At 72.9% G+C, this 19,754-nt stretch carries 17 protein-coding genes; 11 read left to right on the top strand and 6 right to left on the bottom strand.

Annotated features, from left to right (window positions below; translation table 11 throughout):
* Positions 1-10 precede the first annotated feature (10 nt).
* From KUM38_RS32780 to KUM38_RS32770, 3 genes are all read left to right on the top strand, one after another.
* Positions 11-601 (top strand): hemerythrin domain-containing protein, encoded by a 591-nt coding sequence (locus KUM38_RS32780; protein WP_217134888.1) that lies wholly within the window; start codon positions 11-13, stop codon positions 599-601.
* 214 nt (positions 602-815) lie between these two features.
* Positions 816-1,208 (top strand): DUF2243 domain-containing protein, encoded by a 393-nt coding sequence (locus KUM38_RS32775; RefSeq protein ID WP_254398121.1) that lies wholly within the window; start codon positions 816-818, stop codon positions 1,206-1,208.
* Positions 1,205-2,014, top strand: coding sequence for a cytochrome c oxidase assembly protein (locus tag KUM38_RS32770; protein ID WP_217134884.1), 810 nt, complete (start codon positions 1,205-1,207; stop codon positions 2,012-2,014). Before KUM38_RS32775 ends, KUM38_RS32770 begins: the two co-directional genes overlap by 4 nt.
* Before the next feature lie 16 nt (positions 2,015-2,030).
* Here the strand turns inward: KUM38_RS32770 and KUM38_RS32765 are convergent, their stop codons facing one another.
* Positions 2,031-2,564, bottom strand: a complete 534-nt coding sequence (locus KUM38_RS32765) for a hypothetical protein (protein WP_217134881.1) — start codon at positions 2,562-2,564, stop codon at positions 2,031-2,033.
* Between the two features lie 137 nt (positions 2,565-2,701).
* On the opposite strand from KUM38_RS32765, the gene KUM38_RS32760 reads away from it, so the two are divergent.
* Genes KUM38_RS32760 through KUM38_RS32750 form a run of 3 tightly spaced genes read left to right on the top strand, consistent with a single transcriptional unit; the run spans position 2,702 to position 5,103 of the window.
* A complete protein-coding gene (locus tag KUM38_RS32760) occupies positions 2,702-3,166 on the top strand; it encodes a hypothetical protein (protein ID WP_217134879.1) in 465 nt (154 codons plus the stop codon).
* A 20-nt stretch (positions 3,167-3,186) separates the two neighbouring features.
* The gene (locus tag KUM38_RS32755; protein WP_308409112.1) at positions 3,187-4,338 is read left to right on the top strand and encodes a zinc-dependent alcohol dehydrogenase; all 1,152 of its coding nucleotides are present in this window, start codon (positions 3,187-3,189) and stop codon (positions 4,336-4,338) included.
* Positions 4,339-4,350: 12 nt separating this feature from the next.
* Positions 4,351-5,103, top strand: coding sequence for a phosphodiesterase (locus KUM38_RS32750; protein WP_254398118.1), 753 nt, complete (start codon positions 4,351-4,353; stop codon positions 5,101-5,103).
* A gap of 93 nt (positions 5,104-5,196) precedes the next feature.
* Here KUM38_RS32750 and KUM38_RS32745 read toward each other — a convergent pair whose 3' ends face one another.
* Together KUM38_RS32745 and KUM38_RS32740 are read right to left on the bottom strand one after the other, a co-directional pair.
* Positions 5,197-5,883, bottom strand: a complete 687-nt coding sequence (locus KUM38_RS32745) for a hemerythrin domain-containing protein (protein WP_217134872.1) — start codon at positions 5,881-5,883, stop codon at positions 5,197-5,199.
* A gap of 181 nt (positions 5,884-6,064) precedes the next feature.
* Positions 6,065-6,667 carry a TetR/AcrR family transcriptional regulator gene (locus tag KUM38_RS32740; protein ID WP_254398101.1) on the bottom strand — a complete coding sequence of 201 codons (603 nt, stop codon included), beginning with the start codon at positions 6,665-6,667 and terminating at the stop codon, positions 6,065-6,067.
* A 111-nt stretch (positions 6,668-6,778) separates the two neighbouring features.
* Between KUM38_RS32740 and KUM38_RS32735 the strand changes: the two genes are divergently transcribed.
* Positions 6,779-7,690, top strand: a complete 912-nt coding sequence (locus tag KUM38_RS32735; RefSeq protein ID WP_217134870.1) for a carbon-nitrogen hydrolase family protein — start codon at positions 6,779-6,781, stop codon at positions 7,688-7,690.
* A complete protein-coding gene (locus KUM38_RS32730; protein ID WP_217134868.1) occupies positions 7,687-9,039 on the top strand; it encodes an APC family permease in 1,353 nt (450 codons plus the stop codon). The genes KUM38_RS32735 and KUM38_RS32730 overlap by 4 nt, the downstream gene beginning before the upstream one ends.
* Positions 9,040-9,237: 198 nt before the next feature.
* Here KUM38_RS32730 and KUM38_RS32725 read toward each other — a convergent pair whose 3' ends face one another.
* Positions 9,238-9,468: a hypothetical protein gene (locus KUM38_RS32725; RefSeq protein ID WP_217134866.1), complete on the bottom strand. Its 231-nt coding sequence runs from the start codon at positions 9,466-9,468 to the stop codon at positions 9,238-9,240.
* A 200-nt stretch (positions 9,469-9,668) separates the two neighbouring features.
* On the opposite strand from KUM38_RS32725, the gene KUM38_RS32720 reads away from it, so the two are divergent.
* Positions 9,669-10,637, top strand: a complete 969-nt coding sequence (locus tag KUM38_RS32720; RefSeq protein ID WP_217134864.1) for a DUF1152 domain-containing protein — start codon at positions 9,669-9,671, stop codon at positions 10,635-10,637.
* A gap of 32 nt (positions 10,638-10,669) precedes the next feature.
* Here KUM38_RS32720 and KUM38_RS32715 read toward each other — a convergent pair whose 3' ends face one another.
* Positions 10,670-12,574: a caspase family protein gene (locus tag KUM38_RS32715; RefSeq protein ID WP_217134862.1), complete on the bottom strand. Its 1,905-nt coding sequence runs from the start codon at positions 12,572-12,574 to the stop codon at positions 10,670-10,672.
* A gap of 32 nt (positions 12,575-12,606) precedes the next feature.
* Complete coding sequence (locus tag KUM38_RS43385) at positions 12,607-16,059, bottom strand: CHAT domain-containing protein (protein ID WP_217134860.1); 3,453 nt, start codon at positions 16,057-16,059, stop codon at positions 12,607-12,609.
* A gap of 1,039 nt (positions 16,060-17,098) precedes the next feature.
* Between KUM38_RS43385 and KUM38_RS32705 the strand changes: the two genes are divergently transcribed.
* Both KUM38_RS32705 and KUM38_RS32700 read left to right on the top strand, forming a co-directional pair.
* Positions 17,099-17,785: a hypothetical protein gene (locus KUM38_RS32705; RefSeq protein ID WP_254398100.1), complete on the top strand. Its 687-nt coding sequence runs from the start codon at positions 17,099-17,101 to the stop codon at positions 17,783-17,785.
* Between the two features lie 500 nt (positions 17,786-18,285).
* Entirely contained in the window at positions 18,286-19,656 is a 1,371-nt protein-coding gene (locus tag KUM38_RS32700; protein ID WP_308409117.1) for a DEAD/DEAH box helicase, read from the top strand.
* Positions 19,657-19,754: the final 98 nt, after the last annotated feature.

The raw sequence follows: 19,754 nt of genomic DNA, 5'->3' as shown, positions 1-19,754 counted from the left end.
GGAGACCTGAATGTCCGACCTGCACACCCCGCACGCCGGCGACGATCGTGCCCGGGACGATGACGTGGTCGCCCTGCTGATGCGTCAGCACGGCGACATCCGCAATCTCTTCGACGAGGTCGAGGCCACCACCGGCGATGAGCGGCGCGACGCCTTCCGGCGCCTGGTACGCCTGCTCGCCGTCCACGAGACCGCCGAGGAGGAGGTCGTCCACCCCTTCGTACGGCGGGCGGTGCCAGGCGGCGAGCAGGTCGTCGAGGACCGGCTCACCGAGGAACGCGAGGCCAAGGAAACCCTCGCCGCCCTCGACGAGATGGACACCGACGACCCGGAGTTCCTCCCGCAGCTGATGCGGCTGCGCACAGACGTGCAGATGCACGCCCGGGCGGAGGAGCGCTACGAGTTCACCCACATCCGCCGCAATGCCGGTGCGACCAACCTGGCCGCCATGGCCAAGGCCATCAAGGCCGCGGAGGCCATGGCGCCCACCCGTCCCCACCCAGGAGTCGAATCCGGTGCGGCCAACGTGGCCCTCGGACCGGTCGCCGCCCTGATGGACCGCACGAAGGACACCGTCCGCAAAGCCATGGGGAAAGACTGATGTCCCGATGAGCCCGGGTCGGCCGGACGTCGTCCACGACACCGGCCGACCCGGGCTCACGCTCCGCGGGCAGACGGAGAGCGGCAGACGATCTCCTTCGGAAAGGCGGACGCACACCGTGAGGACCCGTGACCACCGGGCGGACAGAGGCGACACGGGACGGCCCGGGCCCCGGCGGTCGCTGCTGGTGTGCGCGGTGATCGGTGCGGCTGTGATGGCGGCCGTGGACGAGATCGTCTTCCACCAGATCCTGCACTGGCATCACTTCTACGACCGTTCCACCTCCGGTGCGGGTCTGGTGTCCGACGGTCTGCTGCACACCGCGGAGCTGCTGGCGCTGGTTGCCGGTTTCTTCCTCTTCGCGGACCTGCGGCGCCGTCACGCACTGTCCCCCGCACACGCCTGGGGCGGGATCTTCCTCGGCCTCGGCGCCTTTCAGGTCTTCGACGGCGTCGTCGACCACAAACTGCTGCGCCTGCACCAGATCCGTTACGGCGTGGACGTCACCCCGTACGACTGGGCGTGGAACCTGACGGGCCTCGCCCTGCTCCTGGTCGGTCTGGGGGTCGTCGCCCGAGCCGTGCGACAAGAGCGACGGTCACCGTGACGGACCGTCCGCTTCCGGCCGTCGTTCCCCTGGCCGTCCTCGCGTGCGTCCTGGCCTGTGTCGCGTATGCCACGTCCGCCGCCGGGCTCAGGCGCCGCGGCGACGCCTGGCCGTGGCGACGGGACTGCGCCTTCGTCGCCGGGGGCGCGGCTCTGATCTGGGGACTGTGCGGGCGGCTGCCGGGCGGGCCGCTCACCGCCCACTCGGCGCGGCACCTGCTCGTGGCCATGGCCGGCCCTGTCCTGCTCGTCGTCGCGCGCCCGCTCACCCTCGCCCTGCGCGTGCTGCCGCCGGGCCCGCTCCGCCGAGGGCTGTTGCGCGTGGCGCACTCTCCCTTCGCCGCGTGGTTGCTGTGTCCTCCGATGGCCGCGGCCGTCGACATGGGCGGGCTGTGGGTGCTGTACCGCACCGAGCTGCTGTCCGCGGCGCATCACCGCCCCGCCCTGAGCGCGGCCCTCGAACTGCACATGCTGCTCGCGGGCCTGTTCTTCTCCGCGGCCGTCTGCCAGCTCGATCCCGTACGCCGGCGGTGGAGCCTGCCGCTGCGGGCGGCGACGCTGCTTGTGGCGGGGACGGCCCACGCCGTCCTTGCCAAGAGCGTCCATGCCACCGGTCCGCCGGGCACCTCCTTCGCGACACACGACCTGCGACTCGGGGCACAGGTCATGTACTACGGCGGTGACGCGGTCGAAGTCGTGCTGGCGCTGGTTCTCGCCGTCCAGTGGTACACGGCCACCGGCCGGCGCCGGGCGAGGAACGCCGACCGGAAGCGCCGGGCAGACGGGCCTCACCTCGTGACCCGCTGATGTCCTCGTGCGGCGTTCACCGTCCCAGGGCCCGACCACGGGGCAAGGGTCCCACGTCCGCGTGGCGGCCGGGACGCACCGCGGCGTGGCGCTGCCCCGGGCCGGGGCCCGTACGGGCGGCCAGGGCGTCGGCGACGGCTCCCGTGGCGAAGGCGTACACCGTCTTGTGCACCAGGTCGATCACGAGTTCGCCGCGGGGCCAGGTGGATGGCGGGGCGCCGACGCCGGTGGCGTTCTCCAGGATCTGGTCGCTGGTGAGGCGTACGACGGCGAACTGCGCCGACGGCCACCCTCCGCGCAGCCCGGCGTGCGACATCACCGACCTCAGGACGCCGAGGAGGGCGCCCTGCCCCACGTGCATGGCCAGGTTGGCCGACAGGGACTGACGGCCCGGGCGCTTTGGCAGGCCGCTCAGACGTTCCAGGGTACGTGCGGGCACATGGGAGTCGGGACGACCGGTGAGCCGTTGCTCCGCCTTCTCTCCCAGAGTCATCACCAGGACCCCGGCCGTACCGGCGACCAACCCCTGCCACAGTGCGCTCTTCACCATGCGGCCCCGGGTACCCTCCCCTTCCGCCCTCACTTCGGCAGGTGAATTCCGGTGCCCTGGAGTGTCGCCGTTTCGCTTCGACGGCCGCGGAAACCCGACGCACGACTGTCACGGCCGGTTCGATCGGGAGGCAGCCCATGAAGAAGGCGTTGTGGATGGTTCCGGTCGTCGCTGCCGGCGTCGCGGCGGCGCGGAAGGCCGGGGCGGCGCGGCACGGCGACGACGGGGCGGGCGACCGATGGCTCACGGTGACGGTCAACCGCCCGACGGAGGATGTGCGGCAGGACGGGAAGCTGCCCGATGCCCTGCAGCGCCTCGCGGACGGGATCGACGTACGGATACGTCCGGCACCGGGCGACCGCGGCACGGAGCTGGCCGTCCGGCCCAAGGAGCCGACGCCCGCCTGGTCGACCTCCGCACCCGCGCGTCTGGCCGGGCAGGATCCACGGCAGGAGATCCGGCTCGCCCTGCGCGAGGCCAAGGCCGTTCTGGAAGCCGGGGAGGTACTGCGCCCGGACGCACCACCGACGACCCGGGACACACCGGGCGGCAGGCTGGTGGGACTGCTCGGCCGCCGGTCCGGCGGGGAGGGAGTGCTGTGAAGGCCCTGTGCTGGGAAGGCGTGAACAAACTGTCCGTCGAGCAGGTCCCGGACCCGGAACTGCGCAACGACCAGGACGTCATCGTGCGGCTGATCGCGGGCACGACCTGCGGTTCCGACCTGCATCTCATCGGCGGCTACATCCCGGCGATGCGCGCCGGGGACGTGATCGGCCACGAGTTCGTCGGGGAGGTCGTGGAGACCGGCTCCGGTGTGCGCCGGCACAAGGTGGGCGACCGGGTCGTCGTCTGCTCGTTCGTCGGCTGCGGGCGGTGCTGGTACTGCGCGAACGACCTGTGGTCCCTGTGCGACAACACCAACACCAACCCCGGCATCGGCCAGGCGCTGTTCGGCTACGAGAGCGCCGGCATCTTCGGCTACTCGCACGCCATGGGCGGCCTGCGCGGCAGCCACGCCGAATACGTGCGTGTCCCCTTCGCCGACTACGGCGCCTTCCCCGTCCCCGAAGGCATCGACGACACCAGCGCCCTGTTCGTCTCGGACTCCGTGCCCACCGGATGGATGGGCGCCGACCTCGCCGGTGTCAAACCCGGTGACGTGGTGGCGGTCTGGGGTTGCGGGGCCGTCGGGCAGATGGCCGCGAGGGCGGCGATCCTGCTCGGCGCGGAGCGGGTCGTCTCCATCGACCGCATCCCCGAGCGGCTGGCGATGACCGAGCGGTACGTCGGCTCGGAGACCCTCGACTACACCACCACGGACGTCGCCGCCGAACTGCGCGAACGCACCGGTGGGCGGGGCCCCGACGTATGCATCGAAGCCGTCGGCATGGAAGCACACAGCGACGGCCCGATGCACCTCTACGACCAGGCCAAGCAGCAGCTCCGGCTGCAGACCGACCGGCCGACCGCCGTACGCCAGGCCATCCACGCATGCCGCAAAGCCGGCACGGTGTTCATCCTGGGAGTGTTCGCGGGCGCCGTCGACAAGTTTCCGCTCGGCGCCGTCATCAACAAGGGGCTCACCGTACGCGGCGCCCAGATGCACGGGCAGCGCTACATCCCCATGCTCCTGGAGCGGCTCGCCGCCGGCGAGATCGAGACGGCCCACCTGGCGACCCACACCCTCTCACTCGACCAGGCCCCCACGGCGTACGACATGTTCAAGCACAAGACCGACGGCTGCGTGCGCGCGGTCATCCGCCCCGAGTACTGAGACGCCCCCGTGATGCTCGACGCGGCCACCCATCGCGCCGCCGACCGGCTGGCCCGGTTGCGTGCGGCACCGGCCCTGCATCCCCACGGAGTGCTGTGCTCGGGCACCCTGGACGTAAGCGGCCGCACCGGCGCGGAGTGGGGCGTGCCGTGGCTGGACCGGCCACGCTCCTATGCGGCGACCGTGCGCTGGTCCCGCGCGCTCGGCCTGCCCCGACGCCTGCCGGACGCCCTGGGACTGGCCCTCCGGGTCGAGGACGCCGATGACCCGGGCGACGAGCTCGACCTGCTGTTCACGTCGAGCGGCGTCGGCCGGTTCGGCCGCCATCTGCCCCTCCCGCGGCCCGACGCCCTGAGCGGACCGTACTCCACCCTGCTCTCCTACCGGGTGGGTGATCGCGAGCGCGTACTGGCGGCCTTTCCCGTCCCGGACCCGAGCGGCCCGCCGGAAGCCACCCTGCCGACACTGTGGCAGGAGCTGGCTCGCCGGCCCGTCCGCTTCGACCTGCGCGCGGCAGCGTCCGACGAACCCTGGCGTACCTTCGCCGCGCTGTCCCTCGAAGAGGTGCACGCCGCCTCCGCCACCACCACGATCTCCTACGACCCCTACGCCCACAGCCTGCCCGGCCTGCGCCCCACCCGACGCCTGAGCCGTCTGCGCGAGGCCGCGTACGCCGGCTCCCGCCACGGACGCGGCGCGGGCGAGCGCGACGGGCGGTCGGTGCCGCCCCGGACGGGTGAGCCGGGGCCGTCGCTCCGGGTGTGAGCAGGGACGACGACCGGCATTTCGGCAGCCCTGCGGAACGTGCGCCCGGAGTCCCTTCGGGTTCTCCAGGGCCCGCGGACGCCTGCTTCACCCTCAAGCGCGTGTCCGACGACGTGCGGAGCGGACCAGCAGAACGACGGCACCCACGGCGACAACCGCGCCGGTGATCGTCAGGGAAACGCGGCGCGCGAGGGGGCCGGTGCCCGGCGCGAGGTCGCGCAGGCGGTCGAAGACGCCGAGGGGGACTCCTCGCAGGGCGTTGCCCGGCGGGCGCCGGGGAACGCCGGGATGAGGGCGGGTCGGAGCGGTCGCCCGTACGGCTTCCCACGCGGCGCCGATGCGCCGCAGCGTACGGTCGTCGAGGGCGTCCCGCAGGTGGGGCAGCAGTTCGTCCTCCTCGTCGCGGATGTCCTGGCGGATGAGGGCGAACGCCTGCTGGATCCATGTGGCGCGCCGGGGATCGCCCGGGGATCGCTCGACCCGTGCGATCAGCTCGTTGATCGCCTGGTGCTCTTCCTCGACCCGGCGGGTGAGATCTTCGCCGCCCGGGGCCACACGTCGAAGGATCGGCCACAGAACGGTCTCCTCGGCGAAGGCGTGACTGAACACCAACTGGACGATGTCCTGCCAGAGGTCGTCCAGCTCGTCGTCCCCGACGTCTTCGGCCCGGCAGCGGCTGATCATCGTGTCGAGCCGAGCGTGATCCCGGCGCTGGCGCATCAGGATGCTGTCACTTCCCCCGAGCGCGTCAGCGTCCCGCTGAGTGATCGAGACGGTCATGGTTGCTCACGCCCTGCGGACCGGTCCTTGGCGCCGGGGACCGCGTCGTCGCCCCGCACACCGGCATTGCTGAGCACATCGTTGTCGTGAGGGCTGCTCATGGTGTCTCCTCATGCGGCTCTGACGGCCGAGTTCCCCGGAAACACGTGACCCCTCAGTCGTGGGGGCGAGCGGCTGCGGGTCAGGTGAAGGCGGGGTTGCCGGTGACCGTGCGGGCGTGGGCCAGGAGCCGTGTTTCGATCTCGGACGCTGTCGCGGTGCCGATCAGCAGGTCCATGGCATAGCCGTCCTCCAGGGCGACGAAGGACCGGCCCAGTGCGCGGGGGGCTGCGGTGAGCGTGAAGTGTCCGTCGTCCTCACCGTGTGCGAGGACCTGGCGGTACAGGTCGGTCTGCTGGTCGACGAAGACCCGGTGCGCCCGGCCGACCGCCTCGTTGCGCAGGGCGACGGGGAAGAGTTCGAACAGCAGCCGGGTGCTCCGCTCGCCCGCTCCCGGCCACGGCACCCCGCTGCGGATGCACGCCCGCAGCTGTTCCACCGGCCCCTCGGCCGCCGCGATCGCCTCCTTGCGGGTGCCGAAGTAGGTCGCGGCAGCGTGCTCGAAGACCGCTGAGAAGAGTTCCTGCAGGTCGGAGTAGTAATAGAGCACGGAGGCCGGAGTGACTTGCGCTTCCGCGGCCACGTCCCGCAGCTTGAGGGCGGTCGCCCCCGTGCTGATGACTGCCCGCGAGGCCGCGTCGATCAGCTGGGCACGCCGTTCCACCTGGTTCCTCGGTCGGGGCATGGTCCACATGCTCGCACACACGGTGCCTTCTCCCGGCGCACACCCATTGACCCCCGGCGGATTCATTAACTAAATTTCGTTTAATTAATCCACTCACACACCTGGTGCTCCATGTCGCGTCCCCTTCCCCTTGTGATGGCCCAGGCCGCCCGGCGTCCCGCCGACGACCTGGACGGCTTCGCCGCCGATGTCGCCCGGCGCACGCGGGGCCTGCCCGCGCAGCCGCTGGTCGTCTACCCCGAGCTGCACCTGTGCGGCGCGCCGGGCGGCTCCCCGCTGAACCCCGCGGACCTGCCGGAGGCCACCGCCGAACCGCTGGACGGCCCCCGTGACACCGCGCTCGCGCGGATCGCCGCCGACCTCGGGGTGTGGCTGGCCCCGGGCAGCGTCTACGAACGTGGTGACGACGGCCGCGTCCACAACACCGCCGCGGTGTACTCCCCGCGCGGCGAGCGCGTCGCCACCTACCGCAAGATCTTCCCCTGGCGGCCCTACGAGACCACGGTCCCCGGCGCCGAGTTCACCGTCTTCGACATGCCCGGCGTCGGCCGTGTCGGCCTGTCGATCTGCTACGACGCGTGGTTCCCCGAGACGACCCGCCACCTCGCGTGGATGGGGGCGGAGCTGGTGCTCAACTTCGTCGAGACCGGAACCAGCGACCGGGCCCAGGAGATCGTCCTCGCCCGGGCCAACTCCATCGTCAACCAGGTCTTCACCGCCAGCGTGAACTGCGCCGCCCCCGTGGGCACCGGGCGCAGCCTGCTGGTCGACCCCTCCGGCACGGTCCGCTCGCAGGCTCCGGGCGACGGTGACACGTCCCTCACCGATGTCATCGACCTCGACGAGGTGAGTAACATCCGGCAGTTCGGCACCGCCGCCCTGAACCGCCCCTGGCAGCAGTTCCGGCCCGACGACAGCCCGCTCGCCCTGCCCCTCTACCAGGGCCGCATCGACCCCGCCACCTGGAGCGGCCGTACCGCCCGCCCCGGCTCCGCCCCCGTCCCCGCAGAGAGCACACCATGACCGGTCAGCCCACCCGGATGAGAGGCAACCTCGGTCTCCTGTCCATCGTCCTGTTCGGCCTCGCCTACATGGCCCCGGCCGTCGTCACCTCCACCTTCGGCGTCATCGCCGCGACCAGCGACGGCGCCGCCCCCACCGCGTACCTCGTCGCGACCGGCGCGATGCTGCTGACCGGCCTCAGCTACGCCAAGATGGCCCGGATCGTCCCGTCCTCGGGGTCCGTCTACACCTACGCGCGGCGCATGCTCGACTCGCGGTTCGGCTTCCTGGCCGGCTGGGCCATGCTCCTGGACTACCTGTTCCTGCCCATGGTGGCCTTCCTGGTGCAGTCGATCTACCTGCACGCGCAGTACCCGTCGGTACCGCAGTGGCTCTGGCTGGTGATCAACATCGTGGCGGCCACCGTCGTCAACATCATCGGCCTCAAGGTCGCCGACAAGGTCAACAGGACGCTGCTGATCGCCGTCACCGGCTGCCTGCTGGTCCTGGCCGTGCTCTGCGTCCGCCACGGCTTCGGCCATGGTGGAACCGCGGCGGCCGGACACGCGCTCTGGAACGACGCCACCAGCATCTCGGCGATCACCGCGGCCGCGGCCGTCGCCGCCTACGCCTTCCTCGGCTTCGACGCCGTCAGCACCCTCAGCGAGGAGGCACGGGATCCCCGGCGGACCATCCCGCGCGGCATCGTCCTCACCGTGCTGGCAGGAGGCGTGATCTTCGTGGTGCTCTCGTTCGTGATGCAGTGGGCCCATCCCGGGGGCACCTTCGCCGACGAGTCCTCGGCCGGGTACGCCGTCTCCACCCTCGTCGGCGGCCAGGGCTTCGCCGACGTGGCGAACACCATCACCATGCTCGGCGGCTTCGCCTCCTGCGTGGCCATCCAGGCCAGCACCAGCCGCCTGATGTTCGTCATGGGCCGTGACAACGTCCTTCCCCGCCCCGTCTTCGGACGCCTCCACGCCAAGCTGCTCACCCCGGTGCCGAACATCCTGATCGTGGCCGCGGTCGCGCTGCCGGCGATGAGCCTGTCCCTGGCCGACGCCACCTCGTTCATCAACTTCGGCGCGTTCCTCGGCTTCACCCTGGTCAACATCTGCGTCATCGCCCACGCCGTACGGCAGTGGCGGTCCGGAAGCCGCCCCGCACTGCTCGGTTTCCTGATCCTCCCCCTGGCCGGCGCGGCCGTCGACGTCTACCTGATCACCCAGCTCGGCTCCACCGCGACCAAACTGGGACTCGTCTGGCTCGCCATCGGCGTCATCTACCTCGCCGTCATCACCAAGGGCTTCCGCCGTCCCACACCCGAACTGCGGCTCAGCACCCAGGACCCGGCCCCGACCTCGCACTGAAAGGACGTTCCTCGCGCGGCACTCGTGGCCGCGCGAGGACGTACGGAGCCCCTTCGAGTACCTGCCCCCGCCCGGCCGGAGAGCCGTCCGGGCAGGGGCCTCGTCGGCTCGGCCCGTCCGCACCGGGGCACCGGGCGACGGCGTGCGGTGACCGTGAGCGCCCGGTCAGCGGCCCTTCCTCCGGCGCCCGGGGTTTCCTCATCCGTGCAGGTGCCGGTCGACCCTCTCCCGTACCTGGTGCCACAGTCGCGGGTGATGGCCGGGGTCCATTCCCTCGGCGGCGAACACGGCGTCGGTGAAGCCGTCCGCGTCGGCGGGCGGTGCCTCCCGCAGACGCCGCTGCTCGTGGGGCGGGAGACAGAAGCCGAGGTCGACGCAGAGTTCGTGGAGGAGCTCCCGTATCCCGGCCTTCGGGTCGCGTGGGGTCATGGGACGGCATGATCGCACGCCCGGTCCGCGTGCATCACGGAATGTGGGGCAGCGCCCGTCGTCCGAGGACCTGCCGCCGGTTCGCGGCAGGTGCCCGGGCCCCGTCCGGCCCTTCCGCCACCGGGCCGCGGGACTCCCGCGACACCTCCGCGCACCTGTGCCCCGCACCGTGCGGCACGACCGAGGGGCGCCGGACGACAATGACCGTCGTGACATCCCTCCACAGCAACCCGCTCTTCACCCGGCTCGCCGATTCCCGACGGATCCTCGTCGCGGGCGCGGGCGGCGGTTTCGACATCTACTCCGGCCTGCCGTTGGCCCTCTCCCTCCTGCACCAGGAGAAGGAGGTGTATCTCGCGAACCTCTCCTTCAGCGCACTCGCCGGTCTTCCCGCCGAGAACTGGGCCGCCGACGACCTCGCCGCCGTCACTCCTGACTCCGCCCCGCACCAGAGCTACTTCCCGGAGCGGACCCTCGCCCAGTGGCTGCGCCGGCACGGCTACCCGCCCACCGTGTACGCCTTCCCGCAGATTGGCGTACGCCCGCTGCGCGCCGCTTACCGGGCACTGATCGAACTGCACGGCATCGACGCCGTGGTGCTGGTCGACGGCGGCACCGACATCCTGTTGCGCGGTGACGAAGCCGGCCTCGGCACACCGGAGGAGGACCTGACCAGCGTGGCGGCGCTCGCCGCGCTGGACGGCATACCGAACCGGCTCGTGGTGTCGGTCGGTTTCGGCGTGGACGCCCACCACGGCGTGAACCACGTACAGGTCCTGGAGAACATCGCCGCACTGGAGCGCGACGGCGCGTACCTCGGCGCGTTCTCGATACCACGCGCCACCCGCGAAGGCGCCCTGTACCTGGACGCGGTGGCGCACGCCCAGCACCACACCCCCGAGCGCCCCAGCATCGTGAACGGCTCGATCGCGGCAGCCGTACGCGGCTCGTTCGGCGACGTCCGGTTCACCGACCGCACTCGGGGCAGCGAGTTGTTCGTGAACCCGCTGATGTCCCTGTACTTCGCCTTCGACCTGCCGGGCCTGGCTGCCCGGTGCCTCTACCTGGACCGCATCGAGGACACTTATCTGATGCGTCAAGTCCACTCCCGGATCGCCGAGTTCCGCGAATCCACGGTGACCCGGCCGCCCCGCACCTTCCCTCACTGAGAGCTCCTGACAGACCCGAGACGGGTAGGCGGTCAGAACCGCGGATCCGCGCGCCGCTCCGGGTGGAGGTACGCCTCGAACCGCTCCACCCGGTACCGGACCACCTGGTTCCCTCCGTCGGCCCACGCGGGGGCGTGCCCGTCGCGCACACCGTTCAGCAGATCGCCCAGGAGACGCTGCAGGGACGAGTCCCGTGCCTCGGGCGTGTGCCTGACGCCCTCCTGCGCCAGCCGGGAGAGATCCTGGGGGCGGTCGGTGACGACGGCCAGGAAGGTGCCCGGTCGTGGGGAACCCTCGGGCAGGCCGTCCGGCCAGAAGAGGGTGACGCCGGCCAGTTCGTGCGTCCGCGGGTGCCGGTAGAGCTCGTAGCACTCGCCGGGACCGACGCCGACCCCGGACCGTTCGCTGGTGGTCAGCAACGAGATCGTGCCGCGCAGACCGATGTCGAAGACGGAGACGAACCTACGGGCCGTTCCCCGGTTGCGGAGTCGGACGACCACCTGGTCGCCGCGGAAGAGATGCTCGCCGGAGCGCTCCAGCGGCCGTTCGGAGCCGTTGGGCAGGAGCCGTGCGCAGTCGAGGTCGAGCCCGCCGTCGAGCGCCGCCGGCCCCGTGCCGGAGGCCAGCTCCCGCACCTGTGCGGCCCTCGCGAAACGCCGCAGGTCGGCGCCGGTCAGTTCGAGTGCCTCCGCGGTACGGGCCCGGGGACGGTCCAGCAGGGGCTCGCCCAGCTCGTCCAGCAGCCCGATGCCGTCCTCGGACAGGACGACGGTGGCCATCACGGGCTCCTCCGCCCGCACGATCCGTACGGGCGCCGAGTCCATGAGGGCCCGGGCCGTGCGTTCGCGGTCCGGATGACCCGCCGGTACGACGGCGACCGCCCTGCGCCCGAGGGACACCCGCAGGGGATGGGCCTCGGTCCCCTCGGGCAGCGGAGGAAACGCCGGGGCGCCGGCCACCGGCCGCAGCCGGGCCAGGCCGCCGGTGACACGCTCCACCACCGCCGTCGCGAGCGGTGCGCGGACCTCTCCGCCGGGCCCCACCAGGGCGTAGACGTCACCCTCCTCGACCGTGAAGAGCTCTGCGGCGTCGATGAACACCCCGTGTCCCGCGGCCAGTACGGGCAGGACGCCGCTGCCCGACGTCTCGCGCACGTCGAACAGGAAGCGGTCCGCCGGACCCTCCACGTCCGGGCGCTGGAACGGCTCGAGATGGGCGACGGCGGGACGCAGTTGCCCGATCAGCTGACGCCAGGTCAGGCGTGAGCTGCCCGGGCGACGGAGCAGCCGGGCCAGCGAGGCCGTGAGCACCCCATGGCGTCCGAGGCCGGGCACGTCGGTCTCGTACGCGCTCTGGTCCGGGGCGCAGGCCACGAGCCGGACGGCCAGGGGGTTGGCGTCCGCGGCGGGGGCACCGACCCCGCCGGACACGGCACGTTCCGCCTCCCAGGCGCCACGCACTTCCTCCCAGGGCGTCTCGCCCGGCCGTGGGTGTGCCTTGGGCAGGGACCGCCCGCGGGCCATGCGTCCCGAGAAGCAGCAGTCGAGGACGGTCGTGACGTTCGCCGTCCGCCGGGTCAGCTGCTCCTGGTACCGGCTCAGCGAGGCGGCCAGCAGGCCGCGGAACCCTGTGCCGCCGAGGTCCTGGGGGCACAGGTAGGGGAGCCAGGCCGGTACGGAGGGGTCGCCCGCCGGCGCCGGGTTGCGGGCACGGCCGCCGTGCCCGGAGTAGTAGACCAGGGCGGCGTCCCCGGGCCGGCTGTCGGCGATCAGCCTCCGGTACGCGTCCTCGATGCCGTGGCGCGTCGCCCGTTCACCGGTGAGCGGGGTGGTCTCGAAACCGAAGGGGGCGAGCACGTCGCCCATGAGTTCCACGTCGGCGTGCACTCCTGTGAGGCCCCCGGTCTGACAGCCGATCAGCAACGCCCTTTTGCGCATGTTTGTCCTCTCCGGGGCGGTCGGCCCGCCCGTCAGCCGCCGACGTGGACGAACGGTGCCCAGTGGTAGGGCAGGTCGTCCGGGTCCTCCTTCCGTGCGAAGGGCGGCACCTGGCCGTCCCTCGCCCGGGGTGCCGCCGCCGCGGTGTTCTCCTGTGCCCGCAGGGCCTCGTAGGCGGCGTGCCGGCCTGCCGCGCCGAGACCGCGCACCCAGCACTGGGCGGCGGCCAGGGCCTCGGCCACCCCCCGGCCCTCGGCCAGCCGCTCGTACAGCGCGACCATGGTCAGGCAGCCCGCTTCGTCGTCCACCGGCCACAGCGAGACGACGACGTGCCGGGCGCCCGCCGTCACAGCCGCCCGGGTCAGGCCCACGACGTCACCGCCGATCGTGGCGGTGCCGCGCCCGGTGTGGCATGCCGACAGCACCACCAGAGACCCGGTCAGATCGAGTCCCGTCAAGTCGCCGACGAACAGCTGGTCGTGACCGGCCAGGGCCACACGGCCGAGGTGGGGGCCGCGCTCGTCCACCAGGCCGTGTGTCGCGAAGTGGAGCACCGAGGCGCCCGCCGCACCGGCGGCCACGTTCCGCACGGTCGCCCCCGGTCCCGTCAACGGAGGACCCGCGCCGAGCACGCGCGCGACGGCGGCCACCTCCGTCCCCGTGCCCGGCAGCCGGGCCAGCCCTCGGTCCGGGGCGTACGCGGGGTCGCCGACGAGCAGTGGCGGGGCGCCGGGCCGGGGCCGCCCTCCGGCCCCGGTCAGGGGCAGCAGCGCGGCCGACGGCAGGTACGAGACCGTCCGGGACGCACCGAGCGGCCGGCCGCGGTGGGGCAACACGTGGAACGGCAGCAGGGACAGGGCTCCGTGAGGGACGACGTACAACCGCCGGGCGGCGTCGACCGCGTCGGCGACGGGCCCGAGGAGCTGCTCCGCGAGGGCCGACGCCCCCGCACCGTCCACGCCGCCCGTGGCGCACGCGGTGTGGAACCGGCGTACGTCACAAGCGAGATCCCGTGCGCGGACAGGGAGTTGACGATGACGAACCCGGTTCCGCTCGACGGACCAGACGATCAGCTCCCGGTCGAACGACTGGTACATGAGCAGGGCCGTGTCGGAGGGCAGAGCCGCCCGCACCTCCTCCAGCAGCGAGCCCCGCTCCCGTCCCCGGTGGTGCAGGAGCAGCGCGGGTGCGTGGCGGGCCACCTCGGACTCCGCCGCGTCCAGCGCGTCCTCCGCACCGAGCACCTCCGGGCGCAGGGCGGAACCGGTGCGGCCGGCCACGGGCTCCGTGGTGAGCACCGCGCCCGTCAACTCCTCGTACGTCGCCGCCCATCGGGAGCCCGCCCGGAGCCAGCCGAGCGCGGCGTCCCGAGCGGGCCCGGGAGGCAGACCGCTCAGGGAGCGCAGGGTGTCGACCGCGAAACCGCGGCAGCGGTCGGACAGTTCGAAGGAGGCGGCGAGCGCGGCACGGTCCGCGTCCTCCGACGCCAGGGCGAGACCGGCGCGGACGGCCGTGTGGAACATTCCGGCCACGTCGACGTGGTCGGTGGCCGCGCTGCGCAACGTGTCACGGACCAGCTGGGCGGCGTGCCGCTCGAACAGGCCGAGGGCCGTGCCGGAGAGCCGGGCCGCTTCGCGGTGCCGTCCCAGTGCCATCGCGAGTTCCGCCCGGCGGGCCGGGTCCGCCCACGGCCGGTCCGGCGGGCCCGGCCTGCGGTCCCGGTCGAGCGCGGCCAGCGCCCGCTCCCCGGTGGCCGGGTCGGCCAGCCGGAGGAACAGGGAAACCGCGTGGTCGGGAGGGAGAGCACCGCGGAGGAACAGGCCGAGGGCGACCTCGTGGGCCTCCTCCCGGCGGTCGAGCAGGTACAGCAGGAGGCACCGCAACAGGTCGTTTCCCTCCCGCTCGGCCGTCGCGAGCGCCAGGGCGAAGTGCCGGCGCGCCTCGTCGCGGTACCCGGCGGCCAGCGCCCGCTGCCCCTCGTGGTAGGGGAGCATCTGGACCGCTTCATGGGCGGCGGTACGCACCATGGCGATGATCTGCGCGGTCATCGGTGAGACGTCGGTGACCCGCGCCGACAGCCGGCACAGCTCACCGAGCCGCGCCGCGTCGACGACGGCCAGATCCGGGTCCCCCAGGGCCTGGACGGCGTTGTCGAAGGAGATCGCCTGGTTCGCGGCGCGCCCGAAGGCGAGTGCGTCGACGGGCCCGCCGCCGAGTCGGGCGATCGCCTCCGCGGTGTCGGCGGCGAGCAACACGGCCGCGGCCCGGCGGACGTTGAGCCGGTCCGCGAGCTCGACGTGGGCCCGCTCGACCAGATCACGTTCCGCCGGCGCGGCCAGCGACACGGACAGCCGACGCGCCAGACGCAGGCAGCGCAGCGAGGGCAGGGCCGCGCCTTCGTCCCGCCAGGTGCGGGAGCGCACGACGAGCAACCGGACCAGACCGCGGGCGAAGCTGTCGCTCCCGTCGGTCCGGGACCAGCGGGACAGCGCGTCGAGCGCGTCGGCGGGGACGTCCTCGCCGCCGCCGATCCGGTCGACGGCCCGGTGCGCCTCCACGAGCCGTGCGAGCGCTCCGGCACCCGACTCCCGCGCGGCGCGCCCGGCCGCGTCCAGGAACGCCGCACACGTCGTGGAGTCGTCGGCACGACGGGCCAGATGCGCCCGCCGCAGTGCGATGGCGGCGCGCCCACCGCCGGAGCCGAGCCGGGTGAACAGGGCATCGGCACGGGCGTAGCGGGCGCACGCCGACTCCGCATCCGGACGGACGGTGTCCGGAAGGGGCGTGTCCAGGCGCAGGCCCAGCAGTTCGGGCCGGGACCGGGGCTCCAGCGCCATGTCCCCTTCGAGGGTCTCCAGCCGGGCGAGGGCCGCCGGGTCGGTGCCCGCGAGGGACCGGGCGGTCGTCAGGGCCGCCGCCGTCTCGTCCACGAGCCCGGCACGGTGGGCCACGTCCGCCGTCGCGATCCACAGATGGGCGCGTACCGACGGCGGTGCGAGCGCGGCCAGTCGGGCGTCCCGCGCCGTGAGCCGGTCCAGCGCCCTTTGGGCCGGGAGGACGTCCTGGGCGGTCCGGGAGCTGTCGGCGACGGCCCGGGCGCTCCGGATGTCGGGTATCACTCGGGCGGCGATCAGGACGAGGAGGGCGGCGTCGGGGTCGGCCACCGGACGGGGCACCGGGCGGACGGCGCGGTCGATGTCCTCCTGGGACATCACCGCCCCGCCGCCGCCCGGGAACCAGTTGAGGTCCTGGGCGAGCGCGGCGACGCGGAGCGCGTCCGTCACCTCGTGGACGGCCGTGCGCGAGGTGGCGGTGGCCGGTCCCGCGCCGGAGTCCAGGGCCCGCAGCGCACGTTTCGGTTCGCCTGCGGCGAGCGCGGCCGCCGCCTCGGCCAGGGGGCGTTCCTCCGGCGGGACGCCGCCGGGCGGGGGCGTGCCGTGCCCGGTGAGGAGAAGGGACAGCAGCAGGTCACGGGTCACCACCACGTGGGGGGCCTCCTCATCCGGGTATCGGGGGCAGGGAGGGGCCCGGTTCGGCCGGTCCCGCGCTGACCGCGCTCCCTCGGCGGGCGGCGGTGTCGACTTGCGCCGGCCGTTCCCCGCGTGCGGCGAGCAGGGCAGCCGGACGTACGGCGGTGTCTCCCATGAACGCTTCCCCCGAGGCGTGACGAAAGGGGCGGCCAGCCTAAGGCTCGGAGTGCGGGCCGGGGCAGTCGGCGGAGGGCAGGGTACGAACTGTCCGTTGCACGGTGACCTGCTGTGCGCCGGGGGCGCGCAACGCGCCATGGCGAGCGAGGACGGGGGTTGCGTCCCTGAGGGGGCGAGCGCCAGAGATTCGTGGTCCCCGATGGGAGGTACTCCGCTACGCGGCTCTGGACGCCCCGGCGGTCGGGGAAGTTCCGGGCGGAGGTCTCCGCGGCGCACGTGTCGCCCTCGGCCGGCTCCAGGCCGCGGAACCCGGTTCGGCGCAAGCCGGTCACCTGCCCACCGGGACCGGCGTCGAGGCCGATGACTGTCGAAGGTGACGGGCACGACTGTGCTCCGTGTGTTGAGTACGCAGTACGAGTGAATGAACCGACGGTTCCGTTCGGAGCCGGTGCCCAGGTCCTTACGGTTGCTGAAAGGAACCGGAGGGCTGTGGGGGAGGCCCTGCGGGCGGGAGACCGGTGGAAAGGCGCGCCTGATGTCGGGGTTGGGGAAGGCGCCGGGTGCGCTCGGGCCCCGGGCGGGCCGCTGCCGTCGGACCTGGGGCTCGGTCGGCGTGGCATGTCTCGTGGGGACAGTGCTGACGTTCGGCGGGGCGTGGGCCGCCGGTGGCGGGGCGGCGCGGATGGTGGCTTTCGGGCCGTCCGCCGGTTGCTGGGGGCTGGCGGCCTCCCTGATGCTCCGCGCGAGGGGAACGAGCGGACGGGTGCGGACGCGTCTGCTGCTGTTGGGAGGTTCCGCGGTGGCCGCAGGTGTGTACCGGGGAGCGGTCGTCGCGCTGTCGGTCCAGCCTCCGGCTTCGGGAGGGAACGCGCGGTCGTTGCCGAGTTCGCTGGTGATCGCCGGAGTGACGCTGACGGTCGGTCTGGGGATGGCCGGTCTGGTGGTCGCGGCCGACGCCGGTGCGGGCCGGCACGTGTTGCTGCGGCGCGTGCTCGACGGGGTCGTCACCGCCGGGGCCGTGTTCATGACGGGATGGGTACTGCTGCGGGGGGCCGGTGACGGCTGGCGGCTGGGGACGGGACTGGTGGGTGTCCTGTGGACCGCGGAAGTCGTGTTCCTGAGTTTCCTGTTCGCCCTGCGCCGTCTCGTACGGAGCGACCAGAGAGCCACCTTGTGGGTCGCGATCGCCGGGTTGTCCCTCGTACTGGCCGGCGACACCCTGCGACTGTGGGCGGTCGGCCCGCACGACCCCGGGCTGATGTCCTGTGAGCCGGCCGACGCCTGCGCCACCGCGGGACTGTTGGTGCTCGCCGTCGGCCCTTGGGTGCCCGGCGGGGCGAGCGCCCTGGGCATCGCTCAGCCCGCGCTGCGGTGGGGGATGGAGGGCGCGGCGGCGTTCGTTCCCCTGACGGTCTGCACGGTCACGGCGCTGGGATATGTGCTGGCTCCGCTCGCCCGGGACCCGGTACCGCTGTTGGCCGGCGGAACGGCACTGCTGAGCCTCTGGGCTCGCCAGAGGTTCCTGCCGAGCGAGACGAGCGAGAACACCAGAAACGACGACTGAGTCCTCGTGGAGGTGAGTACCGGTGGTCCGGCGGCACGGTGAGCGCGCGCCGGACACGCCCGTCGGAAGCGGTGCCACAGGGACGCCGTTCGGTCCGGGACGGATTCAACGGGTTCACTCGGAGTTCGGACGGCGGCGCGAGGCATCGCGTTGATCACGAAGAGCGGCTTCCGTGTCGGGCCGCCCGGATGGCGTCCACGAGGTCCGGGGCAGGGCTGTCTGCACAGGTGAGGGCGTTGTGGTCCGGACGTGTCGGGACGATCCGCGCAGGCAGGTCACGCCGTCGTTCCTCGGCTGAGCGGCACGGCCGGGGGAGGCCCGCGGCGCGCCCCGTGCTAGCGTTCACTGTTTGCAGTGTCGCTGTGCCGGTGCTCCGTTCGGTGTCCTGGCTGGTGACCGCGCCCCCGCCGCGCCTTCCTCGGTACGGTCCCTTCGGAGGAAGGCTTTCTGTGAGCGAATCAGTACGTGGCGATGCCCGGCGGCAGGACTGTGCGCCCGGGGTGTCGGGGGTCACTTCGGCGCTGCCCACGGTGACGTCCTTCGCGCGACTGGGGCTGCCGGCCGAGATCCTGCGGGTGCTCGACGACCACGGTGTGACCGTGCCCTTTCCCATCCAGGCGGCGGCGCTGCCGAACGCGCTCGCGGGACGGGACGTCCTGGGCCGGGGCCGCACGGGATCCGGCAAGACGCTCGCCTTCGGCCTGGGGATGCTCGCCCGGACGGCCGGGCGGCGCGCGCAGCCGAAAGAGCCGCTGGCGCTCGTCCTGCTGCCCACCAGGGAGCTGGCGCAGCAGGTCGGTGAGGCGCTCACCCCGTACGCCGAGGCGCTGCGGCTGCGGCTCGCGACCGTGGTGGGCGGAGTGTCCATCGGACGGCAGACCGCCGCGCTGCGGGACGGCGCCGAGATCGTCGTCGCCACGCCCGGTCGGCTGCACGACCTCGTCGAGCGCAAGGGCTGCCGACTGGGACGGGTGCGCATCGTGGTCCTGGACGAGGCCGACCAGATGTGTGACATGGGGTTCCTGCCGCAGGTCACCGAGATCCTGGACCAGGTGCGTCCCGACGGGCAGCGGATGCTGTTCTCCGCCACCCTCGACCGCGACGTCGACCAGCTGGTGCAACGCTACCTGCGCGACCCCGCCGTCCACGCCGTGGACCCCTCGTCCGGCGCGGTCTCCGCGATCGAGCACCACGTCTTCGTCGTGCACGGCCCGGACCGGTACGCCGTGACCACGGAGATCGCCGCCCGGGACGGCCGCGTCCTGCTGTTCCTGGACACCAGGCACGGTGTCGACCAGCTCACGCGGCATCTGCGGGCCAGCGGCGTGGCGGCCGCCGCCCTGCACAGCGGGAAGTCCCAGCCGCAGCGCACCCGGACCCTGGAGCGGTTCAGGAACGGGGAGGTCACCTCGCTGGTGGCGACGAACGTCGCCGCACGCGGCCTGCACGTCGACGACCTCGACCTCGTGGTCAACGTCGACCCGGCCACCGACCCGAAGGACTATCTGCACCGTGCGGGCCGCACGGCCCGGGCCGGCCGCTCCGGCACCGTCGTGACACTCGTCCTGCCGGCACAGCGCCGCGAGACGAGCCAGGTCATGGCGGACGCCGACGTCGCCCCCAAGGTCACCAAAGTGCGGTCCGGTGAGGCGGAGCTGAGCCGGATCACCGGCGCCAGGGCCCCCTCCGGAGAGCCTCTCGACGGAGGGCCGGCCGTATCGCGCCCCAAGAACCACAACGTCCCGTTCCGCGGTCTGGGCAGCGCCAAGGACGCGAAGAGCGGCTCCGGCGGCAGGTCGTCCCGCAAGAGCAGCGAGGCCCGCAAGCTCGCGGAGGCCCGCAGGGCGGCCCGGGTGCGGCGCGGCGGCTGAACCCGGCTTCCCGGACTGCCGGGCGGTGTCTTCGTCTACGCTGCTGGACGGACACGCGGGACCGGAGATCGGCCGGGGTGCACCGGCCGAACCCTCGC

It is taken from the genome of Streptomyces sp. AC558_RSS880, from assembly GCF_019049255.1.
Taxonomy (GTDB): Bacteria; Actinomycetota; Actinomycetes; order Streptomycetales; family Streptomycetaceae; genus Streptomyces.
Note: the sequence above shows the minus strand (reverse complement) of the source record. Positions and strands in the feature narration are given on the sequence as shown.

What these genes read in the sequence shown, in the direction of transcription:
- KUM38_RS32735 (WP_217134870.1), top strand. Translation starts at nt 6,779, where the DNA reads ATGTCGCGTCCCCTTCCCCTTGTGATGGCCCAGGCCGCCCGGCGTCCC.
- KUM38_RS32775 (WP_254398121.1), top strand. Translation starts at nt 816, where the DNA reads ATGGCGGCCGTGGACGAGATCGTCTTCCACCAGATCCTGCACTGGCAT.
- KUM38_RS32730 (WP_217134868.1), top strand. Translation starts at nt 7,687, where the DNA reads ATGACCGGTCAGCCCACCCGGATGAGAGGCAACCTCGGTCTCCTGTCC.
- KUM38_RS32780 (WP_217134888.1), top strand. Translation starts at nt 11, where the DNA reads ATGTCCGACCTGCACACCCCGCACGCCGGCGACGATCGTGCCCGGGAC.
- KUM38_RS32745 (WP_217134872.1), bottom strand. Translation starts at nt 5,883, where the DNA reads ATGACCGTCTCGATCACTCAGCGGGACGCTGACGCGCTCGGGGGAAGT.
- KUM38_RS32720 (WP_217134864.1), top strand. Translation starts at nt 9,669, where the DNA reads ATGACCGTCGTGACATCCCTCCACAGCAACCCGCTCTTCACCCGGCTC.
- KUM38_RS32765 (WP_217134881.1), bottom strand. Translation starts at nt 2,564, where the DNA reads ATGGTGAAGAGCGCACTGTGGCAGGGGTTGGTCGCCGGTACGGCCGGG.
- KUM38_RS32760 (WP_217134879.1), top strand. Translation starts at nt 2,702, where the DNA reads ATGAAGAAGGCGTTGTGGATGGTTCCGGTCGTCGCTGCCGGCGTCGCG.
- KUM38_RS32715 (WP_217134862.1), bottom strand. Translation starts at nt 12,574, where the DNA reads ATGCGCAAAAGGGCGTTGCTGATCGGCTGTCAGACCGGGGGCCTCACA.
- KUM38_RS32750 (WP_254398118.1), top strand. Translation starts at nt 4,351, where the DNA reads ATGCTCGACGCGGCCACCCATCGCGCCGCCGACCGGCTGGCCCGGTTG.
- KUM38_RS32725 (WP_217134866.1), bottom strand. Translation starts at nt 9,468, where the DNA reads ATGACCCCACGCGACCCGAAGGCCGGGATACGGGAGCTCCTCCACGAA.
- KUM38_RS32740 (WP_254398101.1), bottom strand. Translation starts at nt 6,667, where the DNA reads ATGCCCCGACCGAGGAACCAGGTGGAACGGCGTGCCCAGCTGATCGAC.